The organism is Clostridium puniceum (assembly GCF_002006345.1).
In the GTDB taxonomy this organism is placed as follows: domain Bacteria; phylum Bacillota; class Clostridia; order Clostridiales; family Clostridiaceae; genus Clostridium; species Clostridium puniceum.
This window is the reverse complement of sequence record NZ_LZZM01000190.1, coordinates 23,456-35,768: the sequence shown is the minus strand read 5'-3', so window position 1 is coordinate 35,768 and position 12,313 is coordinate 23,456. Positions and strand designations below refer to the sequence as shown.

General features: G+C 29.4%; 12 protein-coding genes. All 12 read right to left on the bottom strand.

The features are described from left to right. Window positions 1-161: 161 nt before the first annotated feature. The 12 genes from CLPUN_RS17375 to CLPUN_RS17325 all read right to left on the bottom strand — a co-directional run bounded on the left by CLPUN_RS17375 (window position 162) and on the right by CLPUN_RS17325 (window position 12,310). A complete protein-coding gene (locus CLPUN_RS17375; protein WP_077848507.1) occupies window positions 162-1,808 on the bottom strand; it encodes a putative manganese-dependent inorganic diphosphatase in 1,647 nt (548 codons plus the stop codon). 248 nt (window positions 1,809-2,056) lie between these two features. Beyond that, window positions 2,057-2,824, bottom strand: a complete 768-nt coding sequence (locus CLPUN_RS17370; protein WP_077848506.1) for a flagellar hook-basal body complex protein — start codon at window positions 2,822-2,824, stop codon at window positions 2,057-2,059. A 30-nt stretch (window positions 2,825-2,854) separates the two neighbouring features. After that, on the bottom strand, window positions 2,855-3,631 hold the full coding sequence (locus tag CLPUN_RS17365) for a flagellar hook-basal body complex protein (protein ID WP_077848505.1): 777 nt from the start codon (window positions 3,629-3,631) through the stop codon (window positions 2,855-2,857). After that, window positions 3,632-3,787, bottom strand: a complete 156-nt coding sequence (locus CLPUN_RS28360) for a hypothetical protein (RefSeq protein WP_207652752.1) — start codon at window positions 3,785-3,787, stop codon at window positions 3,632-3,634. 38 nt (window positions 3,788-3,825) lie between these two features. Next, window positions 3,826-4,428 carry a hypothetical protein gene (locus CLPUN_RS17360; protein ID WP_077848504.1) on the bottom strand — a complete coding sequence of 201 codons (603 nt, stop codon included), beginning with the start codon at window positions 4,426-4,428 and terminating at the stop codon, window positions 3,826-3,828. Window positions 4,429-4,442: 14 nt separating this feature from the next. Then, complete coding sequence (locus CLPUN_RS17355; protein WP_077848503.1) at window positions 4,443-5,174, bottom strand: FliA/WhiG family RNA polymerase sigma factor; 732 nt, start codon at window positions 5,172-5,174, stop codon at window positions 4,443-4,445. A 75-nt stretch (window positions 5,175-5,249) separates the two neighbouring features. Continuing rightward, a complete protein-coding gene (locus tag CLPUN_RS17350; RefSeq protein WP_077848502.1) occupies window positions 5,250-5,891 on the bottom strand; it encodes a flagellar brake protein in 642 nt (213 codons plus the stop codon). A gap of 12 nt (window positions 5,892-5,903) precedes the next feature. Continuing rightward, entirely contained in the window at window positions 5,904-6,764 is an 861-nt protein-coding gene (locus tag CLPUN_RS17345) for a MinD/ParA family protein (RefSeq protein ID WP_077848501.1), read from the bottom strand. After that, the gene (gene flhF, locus CLPUN_RS17340; protein ID WP_077848500.1) at window positions 6,758-8,083 is read right to left on the bottom strand and encodes a flagellar biosynthesis GTPase FlhF; all 1,326 of its coding nucleotides are present in this window, start codon (window positions 8,081-8,083) and stop codon (window positions 6,758-6,760) included. The genes CLPUN_RS17345 and flhF overlap by 7 nt, the downstream gene beginning before the upstream one ends. After that, entirely contained in the window at window positions 8,084-10,150 is a 2,067-nt protein-coding gene (gene flhA, locus CLPUN_RS17335) for a flagellar biosynthesis protein FlhA (RefSeq protein ID WP_077848499.1), read from the bottom strand. It lies immediately after the preceding gene. Window positions 10,151-10,179: 29 nt separating this feature from the next. Continuing rightward, window positions 10,180-12,024: a fused FliR family export protein/FlhB family type III secretion system protein gene (locus tag CLPUN_RS17330; protein WP_077848498.1), complete on the bottom strand. Its 1,845-nt coding sequence runs from the start codon at window positions 12,022-12,024 to the stop codon at window positions 10,180-10,182. 16 nt (window positions 12,025-12,040) lie between these two features. Continuing rightward, window positions 12,041-12,310 (bottom strand): flagellar biosynthetic protein FliQ, encoded by a 270-nt coding sequence (locus CLPUN_RS17325; RefSeq protein WP_077848497.1) that lies wholly within the window; start codon window positions 12,308-12,310, stop codon window positions 12,041-12,043. Window positions 12,311-12,313: the final 3 nt, after the last annotated feature.

Sequence of the window (12,313 nt, the reverse complement as noted above, 5' to 3'; positions counted from 1 at the left end):
AGATTACTCATATAATATATATATTTCTCTTTAGAAAAGTTATTCCCATAAAAAGTAACTAACACAATTAAGGTTTATAAAAAAAGATATCTTAAAATGATATGCTATTCATTCTAAGATATCTCATAACAAAGATATTTACTTCTCAGTTTTACACTATATTATTTCATTGAATTAATTACATTTGTAAGTGGTGGTATTACTTGTTTCTTTCTTGATAGTACTCCAGGTAAAAATGCCATTGAATCTTTTAATTCAACATTGAATGTCTTTTCAACATAATCATGTCTTTCACCTGCAACTAAAACTTGCGAACCTTCTGTTAATATATCAGTTAATAGTAACATTACTACATCATAGCCTTTACTATCTGCTTCGCTTTTCATAAAGTCTAACATTTCATCCTTTAATGGCATAAATCCATCAATATCCATAGTATTAACTTGAGCTACTCCAACCTTAGCTTCTCCCATTGCAAAAGGTTTAAAGTCTTGATTAAAAATTTGAGATACAGTTTTACCTTTTAAAGATGTTCCTGCTTTAAACATTTCCTTTGCAAAATTTTCTAAACTTTCAATACCAGCTATTTCAGCTAATCTCTTACATACTATCTTATCTTGTTCTGTACAAGTTGGACTTTTAAATAATAAGGTATCTGAAATTATAGCACCGCATAATAATCCAGCTACTTCTTTAGATGGTATCATATTAAGTTCAAAATAACACTTTCCAACTATAGTGGATGAACTTCCAAGTGGTTCATTTCTAAAATATATTGGATTGCTTGTTTGAATATCAGCAACTCTGTGATGGTCTATGATCTCAAGAACTTCTGCTTCTTCTAAACCATTAACAGATTGACCTCTTTCGTTATGATCTACTTGAATAACCTTTTTCTTATGATTTGAAATAAGATGATATCTTGAAACTGTTCCAATAACCCTTCCCTCTTCATCAGTTACAGGATAACTATTGTATCTAGTTTCAGCCATAACATCTTTAATATCTTCAACTAACTCATCCTTTGAAAAAGATATTAAGTCATCAGTAGCCATAACATAACTCACAGGTATACTTTGGATTAATAATCTTGAAGCCGTGAAAGAATCATGAGGCGTACTTATTATAGTAACTCCATTTTTCTTAGCTTTAGAAAGTAAGTTTTCTCCAAGTTCATGAGAACCTGTTATTATAATTAATGATGTTTTTATATCAATTAAAGCTTCTTGAACATCTGGTCTATCTCCTACAATTGCTATATCGCCTTCATCAACAATTTCTTTTAAGCTTTCTGGTTGCATTGCAGTAACAGCAATTTTACCTTTAAATACTTTACAATCTTCATTTATGTATATACTGCTAGCTGAAAGTGTATCTAATATATTTTCTATTGGTGTTTTACTTTTAGCTAATATGTTATTATCATCTATTTCCATATATGATGATGTTAAATTTGAAATTGATAAAATTCCAACTAATCTTTCATTTTTATCAACAACCGGTAAAGATTTAATATGGTTATCTCTCATAATAATCCATGCCATCTTTAAAGAAAGACTTGGTAATATTGATGCAATAGTATCAATATCTAAATCTTCAATCTTAAGTTTAACTGTTTCTAATAAATCAGGAGCTTTAACTCCAAAATAATCTAAAATAAATTGTGTTTCTGCATTTACATTTCCTAGTCTTACTGGCTTTGTCGGAAGGTTACCAGTTTTATTCTTAAATTCTGAATAACCATATGCAGCACAAATAGAATCTGAATCAGGATTTTTATGTCCAGTTACATAAACTATATCTTCCAAAATAATTCCTCCTATAAATCTTCATTTTATAATACATATTTATTTTACTTATAAACCCAAACAATGTAAAGACTTAATTAAGGTTACACTTTATAATTCATAATACCGCTATGATGTTTTTGATTTCTTAGCAGCTAAAATTTTCAATTTTTCTTTCCCAAAAGAAAACCTTGTTAAATGATTTTACTGTATCCATTTAACAAGGTTAAGTTCATATACATACTATAAACATTAATATTTTCAATTTGTTATCTCATACCATTTATCATGCTCCAAAGGTCATCAGCAGTAGTTATTGCTTTTGAACTAAGTTGAAAAGCTCTTTGAGTTAATATTAAGTCTGAAAAAACTTCTGCAGAATCTACATTTGATGCTTCTAAAGCTCCTTGTATAACATTATAATCCTCACTTATTACTACTTGAGCATCAGAGCTTGGAGTAAAATAGTTGTTCCCTTGTGGTATAAATCCTTTATCACCAATAGCTGTAAAAATAGGTATATTACCAATCTTAACCATTTCTTCTCCAACCTTCATAGTTATACCACCTGATTGGTCTATTGATATATCTTTACTTTTTAAGGCTGGTGCTCCTTCTGAAGCTCCATTTTCATATTCAATATATACTTTACTTCCACTTGAATCAACCAAGGTCCCATTTGAGTCAATTTTAAAATTACCATCTCTAGTATATACAACATTCCCGTCAGCTTTCATAAGTGCAAAATACCCAGTTCCATCTATTGCTAAATCAGTTTTCCCTCCTGTAGTTAGCAAATTTCCTTGCTTATTTCTTGCATAATTAATACCAAGCTTAACTCCAGTACCACTTATTGCTGTTTTATCCTTTAACGGCGTTCCATTTCTATCTAATGACTCTGTCAAAAGATCTTTAAATCCTACATCTGTACTCTTATACCCTGTTGTTGTACTGTTAACCAAGTCATTTGAAAGATAATCAAGTTTTTCTTGATATGCAGTCATACCACTTCTTGCAGTTCCAAATATATTAAACATATTATTCCCTCCTATCTTTATATATTATAATTATACACGCCCTAATTCAGTTGCAGCTTTTTGAACAGTTTCATCCTGCATCTTAACAAATTTCTGATTTGTTTCAAATTGTCTTTTTATTTCCATAAGCTTTACTAATTCTGCTGAAGGATCAACATTTGAACTTTCAAGAAAATTTTGTCTTACATTAACCACCGCATCATATATAGGTGTATTTTTTGTCATATAGTTATCCCCAAGTGGCTCTAATGACTTATAATCCTCATTTGTAAAATCAACAGTCATTAGCTTATGAGTAGGACCAATACCATCAATGTCAATATTATTTTGTCCATCTAAAGAAAATTTTGAATCTCCTATATATATATGTTCTCTGGCACCAGTTGCAATATTGGTTCCTAAAACCTCACTACCATCATTGGTTATTAAATACCCTTGCTGATTAATTTTAAAGTTTCCATCTCTTGTGTAGACTTCTTGATTACCATTTTGTGCTACAAAGAAACCTCTTCCATCAATAGCAAAGTCGGTCATACTATCTGTAGACTTAAGCGGTCCTTGAGTAAAAGCTGTTTCTACATCATTAATTTTTACCCCTAAATTTAAATTTCCAATATCATTTTTAACATATTTACCATCTACAAGCTTTTGCCTATTAGATATCATTACATCTTCAAAACTACTTTTTGTAAGTTCACGTTTCTTATAACCAGTATTATTTACATTTGTAATATTATTGGTAGTTACTTCTTGCTCATTTTGTAATGTTATTAAACCAGAAATGGAATTATAAAATCCTCTTATCATTTAATTCTCTCCTTTTAAAATAGCCTTACTCTCATTCTCATAAATCATACCTAATCCTCTAGCTCTTTCTTCTATCTGGCTATCTGAAAGAGTTGCTGTATATTTATATCCAAACATAAATATAACACCTAGAACTAATCCAATTCCTATACCCAAACAAATTCTTTTATCTAGGAGAAAAGAGACATTCTTTTTTATTTTTTGAATAAACCCTTTACTAATAGCACTTCCCCCTTGCTCACAGATAAATTATGACATATTTGCTCCTCTGTTAATCCTTCACTTAAAAGTTTTTTAATACTTGTAGTTTTATCACTATCCACTTTTTCAGAAAAATTAATTTCAGATATTACTCCATCATTTATCTCAGAATCAAAAAACATACTGTTATCTATTTCATCATTAATATGACTTGACTCCTTAATTTCTTCTTTTTCATCTTCTAACTTAGAATCAAGGTGATTTATAGTAGTTTCCACATTATTTTCATTGATATGATAACTATTTTCTAAACCTTCTTTATTTTCGTATATTTTACTGTTACCCTTAAGTCTATTTATATCTTTTTTTATATGAAAAATTTCTTCTTGTAATTCTGTTAAACTTTCAGCTATATCTTTTCTTAAAAGTCCAAGCTCCATTTTATAATCATCTAATTCTTCCTTATTATCTTGTAATACACTTTGAAATGATATATCTAAACTACCCTCTTCTTGCTTTGTTTGATTTTCTCGCTTAATAGTACGATAATTATAAACTATTAAAATAATTCCTATTATTAATAATATGAATGGCATAAAACACCTCTGCTCTATTGGTCAATATAATGCAACTTTTTCATGCATTCTCTTAAATTACTAATTGACCTACTATGTAATTGACATACTCTTGATTCAGATACACTTAATATTGCACCTATTTCCTTTAAAGTTAATCTTTCATAATAATAAAGATTTAATATAGTCCTATCTTTTTCTTTAAGTAAACTTATTGCTTTGGTTAAAACTTCTAGCTGTTCTTTATCTTGCAGATAAGAATCAGGACTTGGACTATTTTTATCTTCTATAATTCCAATAAGATTTACATCTTCATCATCCGAGAAAATCACACTTTCTAAAGACACCATTGAAATATAATTTATATAGTTTTCAATTTCTGCAACTTCACTTAAAGAAATACTCAAATATTTAGCAATTTCATCATTTGTAGGTTCTCGCATTAGTTCTCCTTGCAACGTATCAATAGCCTTATTATATCTATTTAACTTATCCATTGCCCCCTTAGATATTGGTCTATTTCTTCTTAATTCGTCAATCATTGCACCTTTTATCCTTATAGATGCATAAGATGAAAACTTCATACCTTTTGTATTATCAAATTTATTTAATGCATCCATAAGTCCGATCATTCCATAACTAACCAAATCCTCATATTCCATATATTTGTTTTTACCAAACATAACTCTAGAGGCAATATATTTTACTAGTGGAATATATTCTTGTATTATTTGTTCTTTCCCATCCACTTCATTTATCATGTGCATATCTTATTACCTCCTACCTTCTATCTATACTATATCCCATATACCACAAGACATTATTTTCAATTATAATTATATTTATGAATTTGCTCTTTGTCTTCTCATTATTTTAAAAAGCTCTCTTACTATCAATTCACTTTGAGCTTGTATAATATCTATAAATCTTAAACCGCATAATTTTTCTTTATCTTCGGTATTTTGAATTCTAACAATATCACATTTTAAATTTATTTCAGCCTCATTTAACTTCATCTTAACTAAAAGCAAATCATCATTTCCTATATTATCCTTTGTCTTAAGTTTTAATCCACCAGCACTTAAATCTATCATTATCCCTTTTTTATAAGGTATATTATCAAAATCATCTTCCTCAACTAATGTAATTTTTTTGTATTCAATCATATCTGTTAAATCTACTCTAAAAAAATTTCTCCTTTGTATTTTCTCTATATTAAAAGGTTGAGACATTTTATAATATATTATATTATTTTCTTTACCTCTTGAAATTACTGTTGTATAAAATTTAAAACACCTGCCATCTTCTAAATAACAATTCATTTCAACTTTTTCATTTGAATTTAACATTAAATAATTACCATCATTAACAGGTAAATTTATTCTAAAAAAGTCATCTTGCATGTCTATAATTAAAGCTTTATAGGCTTTTTCTTCTTCAATTACCTCTACTCTATCATTAATTTTCAACCTAAAATCCTGCACCTTAAAATCCTCCTATGAAAATATATTAAACAACCTCTTAAATAGCCCTTTTGCTCCATTAGATGCATTTATCTCCTGCCCTATAAGTTTCAAAGATATAGCTTCTATCCCCTTAGCTGCATCACAATTAGGATATAGTACTATAAATGGTTTTTGCTGTCTTACACTTTGTACTAACTTCCTATCTTCTAGTATACATCCTAAGTATTCAATTTCAATCTTTAAAAATCTACTGACTGCTCTATCAAATTTATTATAAGTCTCTTGGCCTTCTTCTTTTGAAAAAGCTTTATTCACTATAATTTTTGCCTTTGTTTTAAGCTTATAATGATCTGTAGCTTTAATTAAGCTATATCCATCTGTTAAAGAAGTTGGTTCAGGAGTTGTTATTATAATCAATTCTTCTGATGCTGCTATAAATGACAACACATCTCTATTAACACCAGCACCAGTATCCATTAATATATAATCAAATTCATCTAACGTTTCTAACTTTTCTAAAAATAATTTTCTTTCTTTTTCTTCTAATTCTTGGGCTTTGCTTAAGGCAGAACCTGCTGGAATCAAACTTACTCCATTAGTTCCTTCTATAATTATATCCTTTATTTCTAAATCAGTATATATAATATCAAATATATTATATTTAGGATATAATCCCATTAATACATCATCATTTCCCATACCTAAATCTGCATCAAAAATCAAAACTTTTTTTCCTTTATTTTGAAGTGCTATAGCTAGATTAACAACAAAATTACTCTTTCCAACTCCACCTTTTCCTGATGTTATTGTTATAATTTTACTACTTGTATTTTTACTTTGTTGTTCTTCATTAGTGATCAATTTTCTTAATGCTTCTGCTTGATCTAGCATATAATTTCCTCCCCTAGAATGAAGTTTGCAACTTCTTCTTTTGTAGGCACCATTATATCATCTGGTACATTTTGACCTATAGTTATAAAATTAACTGGCTTATTTGCTATCTTAGCTATATTATACAAAGAGCCATATACATTAGTTTCATCAAGTTTTGTAATAATGATATTATCATATTCAAGCTGCGAATATCCTTTTAATATATTTTTTATATCACTATTTTTAGTAGTTGCACTTATTACCATGCTAATATGAGTAGGATTTGCTTTTTGAACAAAAGCTCTAAGTTCAGATATTTGCATTGCATTCTTACAGCTTCTTCCTGTTGTGTCTATAAGTACCACATCACAATCTTTCATGCTTTCAATAGCTTCTTCCATTTCCTTCATTGTAATAACCACTTGAAAAGGAATATTCATTATTTCCGCATAAGTCTTTAACTGTTCTATTGCTCCAATTCTATATGTATCTACTGTTATTAATCCAACTTTCTTTTTTTCAATAAGAGCAAGTCTTCCTGCAAGTTTTGCTATTGTAGTTGTCTTCCCAACTCCTGTTGGACCAACTAATACAACACGCCCATTTAAACTTTTTTTAGATATTAAAATATCTCTTTCAAACACGTCTCTCAATGCTTCTGTTTCATTAATCTCATCTTTAGAATTTTCTTTTATTGATTGCACAATCTCATCTTGAAAATCTTCATCAATTTCTAAAACTCTTAATTTTTCTTTCAAAGAATCATTTGATTCTTCATCTACCGAATTATTTTTTATTACTTTATTTAATAGATCTTTTAATTCACTTACTTCCTTATGTATCGCTTCTATATTATTCTTCTCTAAATCTTCTTTTTGATTTTTTAGAGACTTTAATTCTTTAATACTATTTTCTGATTTAATAATATTATTTTCTGTTTGCTTATCCATCTCAGCTTTTTCTTTTTCAATATTAGCATTATGCTCCAATATTTTACGGTTTATCTCTCCAATACTCTCCGTTTCTTTAATTTTAACTGTATTTTCCTTCGCTAATACTTCATCTTGCATCAATTTCTTAATGCTTTCCAAAGAGTTTTGAAATTCTTCATCTTTTTTAGAATGATTTACATCTTGATTAGAATAATTGCTTTTATCTTGATTAGACGAATTTTCAACAGCTGCTGTAACCTCTATTACTTTCTTTGAGAATAAACCTTTTAATCCTGGTTTTCTAACTTTTCTTTGACTTATTATAATAGCATCTTTTCCCAATTCATATCTAATGCGAGTCAAACCTTCATTCATATTTTTCACAAGATATTTTTTCATAATCATCTATATTCTTACGACTCCTTCACTATTAATTTGAACGTCATTTGGCACTTCATTTAAAGAAATTATCATAATATGAGGAAATACCATTTCTATTAATTTTCTAAATACAGGCCTTATATTAGGAGAAACCAATATAAGAGGTTGATTATTATAAAAATAAACTGATTCCACAACATTCTTTATACTTGTAAGTATTTTTGTAGTTGTGTCGGGATCTACTGTTGGGAAAGAGCCTTGAACTGATTTTTGAGTATTGTTTGCTATTATCTCTTCTATTTCAGGATCTAATGTTACAACTGTGATTGTTTTATTTTCGTCAACAATTTGATTACATATTGTTCTAGCTAATGCAAATCTAACATATTCAGTTAACACTTCTAAATCTCTAGTGTTCTTAGAATTATCTGCCAAAGATTCAAGTATAGTAACAACGTCTTTAATTGGAACTTTCTCTCTAAGTAAATTTTGTAATACTTTTTGAAGTTCACCAATAGATAATAAATCTGGTATAAGTTCTTCAACCACCGCACTATATTTTTCTTTAGCATTATCCACAATAAGCTTAACTTCTTGTCTTCCAAGTAATTCATAAGAATGACTTTTTATAGTTTCAGTTAAATGAGTTACCATAACAGTCGTTGGATCAACTACTGTTAAGCCCTTAATTTCAGCCTCTTCTCTTTGATCCTTATTTATCCAAACTGCTGGAAGTCCAAAAGTTGGCTCAATTGTTTTTATTCCTGGCATATCTGAATTTTCACCAGTTGGATCCATACAAAGCAGCATACTTGGCATTAATTCTGATGAAACAACCATTGTACCTCTAATTTTAATTATATATTCATTAGTCTTAAGTTGAAGATTATCTCTAATTCTTATGGGTTGGACAACAATTCCCATTTCTATTGCACACTGTCTTCTAACAGATGCAATTCTTTGAAGTAAATCTCCACCAGAAGCTTCATCTGCAAGAGGTATAAGCCCATATCCTATCTCAACTTCCATTGGTTCTACAGAAATTAAATTCATAACATTTTCAGGCTCTTTACGTTCTGATTGAATAATTTCTTCTTCTTCTGATACATATTCTCTTGCTTCTTTTTCTGCTTCATCTTTATAAAGTAAATAAGTTAACCCACCCATAGCTATAGATGCAACAAAAAATGGAATCTTAGGCATACCTGGTATAATTCCCATAAATAACATTAATGCACTTGCAATTCCAGTCGCAATAGGAAAAGCTGTTAATTGTTTAGATAATGTATTCCCTAAATTATCTACACTTCCTGAACGTGTAACTAAAATACCTGATGCTGTAGATATAAGTAATGCAGGTACTTGGCTCACAAGCCCATCTCCCACGCTCAATATAGTATACGTTTGAGCTGCTTGTGCTGCAGTCATGTTTTTTCCAATCACGCCAATTATAATACCACCTATTATATTTATGACAGTAATAATAATACCAGCTACAGCATCTCCTTTAACAAACTTAGACGCACCATCCATAGAACCATAAAAATCAGCTTCTGATTGAAGATCTTGTCTTCTTTTTCTAGCTGTAACTTCATCAATCATTCCTGAATTTAAATCTGCATCTATACTCATTTGCTTGCCTGGCATAGCATCAAGTGTAAATCTAGCAGATACTTCTGCAACTCTTCCTGCACCATTTGTAATAACCATAAATTGTATTACTACTATAATTAAAAATATTATAATACCAACAACATAATTTCCACGTACAACAAAATTTCCAAAAGCTGTAATAATAGTCCCTGCATCTGCTTCTGTAAGTATTAATCTCGTTGAAGATATGTTAAGTGCTAACCTAAATAATGTTGTAACCAGCAACAATGTAGGGAAGACTGAAAGTTGTAATACGTTAGTTGTAAACATTGTAATTAAAATTATAACTATAGAAATTGTTATGTTTAGTGCTAAAAGTAAATCTACTATTTCTTTTGGCAAAGGTATTATTATCATAAGAACTATTGTTATAACTCCAAATGCTACTAGTACATCTAAATTATCTTTTATATTTAACCTTTTATTCCCGAATTCCAAAACCTAATCCTCCCCTTTTATAACTGTGACTATTTCTTTTTAAGCTTCATTACTATTGCTAAAATCTCTGCAACACCTTGATATAAGTCTTGAGGTATATCATCATCTATTTCTACCCTATCATACATCATTCTTGTAAGCGGCTTATTCTCAATAACAGGAACATCATGTTCCTTAGCTATGTTCTTTATTTTTAACGCTATATAGTCAGCTCCTTTTGCTACAACTTTGGGAGCTTCCATACTGCCACCTTCTTCATATTTTAATGCAATAGCCAAGTGAGTAGGATTTGTGATTACAACTGTAGCATCTGCAACAGATTGCATCATTCTTCTCATACCAATTTCTCTTTGCTTTTGCTTTATTTTCCCTTTTACTTGAGGATCTCCTTCTGATTGTTTATATTCATCTTTGACTTCTTGTTTGGTCATTTTCATCTCTTTATTATGCATTCTAACTTGCAAAACATAATCAATAGCTGCAACAACAACAAGAACAATACTTATCTTTTTAAAAATACCTAATACTAGATTTTTAACCTCATCACCTAATGATGGTAAATATAAATTGGAAATTCCTAAAATATTTTGATAATTTGATACTATATAACTGTAAGCCAAATATGATACTATACTTATTATAACCATATTTTTAGATAAATCCACTAAACTTCTTTTTGATATCATATTTTTCATTCCTGATAATGGATTTAACTTTCCAAAAGAAGGCTTTAAAGGTTCCTTTGTAAATAAAAAACCTGTTTGAAGCAAACTAGCAATAATTCCACCTAACATTATAGGTAATGCAAATGGTAAAATCAATCCTGCCACTTTTAATGCAACTGTAATTATTATATTAGAAAGTGTTCCTCCTTCATTTAAGGTTTCTAACATAGGAAATTTAAAAAAATAAATAATTACATTTTTAAACCCATTAGTTAATGTTCCCCATAAAATAGAAATAAGCATTGTACAAACAACCATTGTAATTGCTACTGATACATCTTTACTTCTAGCTATCTGCCCTTTTTTTCTAGATTCAGATTGCTTTTTGGGTGTGGCTTCTTCTGTTTTATCATCACCAGCAAAAATCAAAGCCATTGGCACTAAGGGGATTAAATTAACTATTTCCCTGAAAATATTTGGTACATTGTATATAGCTGTCCCAACTAACTTAAGCATTAATGGTAATAGTATGATAAATGTTACAAGTCCCAATATATTTTTAATTGGCATACCAAAAATCATGATTGGAATTGTAGGCACCGTTCTTGAAATTAACCCTAAACACAAATCTGTTATTATAAGTATTAATACAAGTGGTATTGCTATTTTAACACCTAATGCAAAATAAGAAAATATAGTTTGCATAACTCCCATCAAGGACTCTTGATAAACTATTGTTTTTCCAATTGGAACTATATTTATGCTTTCAACTAACATCTTTATAATTATATGATGCCCATCTATTAAAAAAAAGAAAACTAGCGCAATAAAATAAGAAAAATTTCCAAGTAAAGTAGAAGTTGTATGGCTACTTGGATCTAATAGAGTAACCATAGAAAATCCTGCATGAATATCCATCCATGCACCCGCTAACTTCACTGCTTGAAAAACTAAATTAGTTATGTATCCTAGTATTATTCCTGTCATCACTTCACTTATTGCACCAAAAGCCAAAGCATATCCAGTATTAATAGAATTTATTGTTGAATAATCTATTCCAGATATAATTCCAACTGCAAGTATAAGCGAAAATGCTCCCTGTAAAACTTGAGGGGTTCCTGTTGGAAAAAATACTTCAACAGCTATAAAATATGATGTAATCCTTAGAAATATTAAAAATAATGAAAGAAAGTAGGCTGTATCCACCACAATGCCTTACCTCCTATTATGTAGTAATCTTCGAAATCATATCAAAGATTCTAGTTGTAAAAGACATAATTGTTTCCAGCATCCAACTTCCTAAAAATATTCCCACAACAGCTGTTGCTATTAATTTAGGTACAAATGTCAATGTTTGTTCTTGTATTTGTGTTGTTGCTTGCAGTATGCTTATAAGCAACCCTAGTACAAGAACTGTTATTAATATAGGTGCTGATACCTTTGCTGCAGTTATTATTGTATCTTTAACTACAGCATTAAGCATAGTTTGTGTCATATC

Coding starts and splice junctions, on each gene's coding strand:
- flhF (WP_077848500.1), bottom strand. CDS start 8,083: ATGATTATGAAAAAATATCTTGTGAAAAATATGAATGAAGGTTTGACT.
- CLPUN_RS17370 (WP_077848506.1), bottom strand. CDS start 2,824: ATGTTTAATATATTTGGAACTGCAAGAAGTGGTATGACTGCATATCAA.
- CLPUN_RS17345 (WP_077848501.1), bottom strand. CDS start 6,764: ATGCTAGATCAAGCAGAAGCATTAAGAAAATTGATCACTAATGAAGAA.
- CLPUN_RS17355 (WP_077848503.1), bottom strand. CDS start 5,174: ATGCACATGATAAATGAAGTGGATGGGAAAGAACAAATAATACAAGAA.
- CLPUN_RS17365 (WP_077848505.1), bottom strand. CDS start 3,631: ATGATAAGAGGATTTTATAATTCCATTTCTGGTTTAATAACATTACAA.
- CLPUN_RS17360 (WP_077848504.1), bottom strand. CDS start 4,428: ATGCCATTCATATTATTAATAATAGGAATTATTTTAATAGTTTATAAT.
- CLPUN_RS17325 (WP_077848497.1), bottom strand. CDS start 12,310: ATGACACAAACTATGCTTAATGCTGTAGTTAAAGATACAATAATAACT.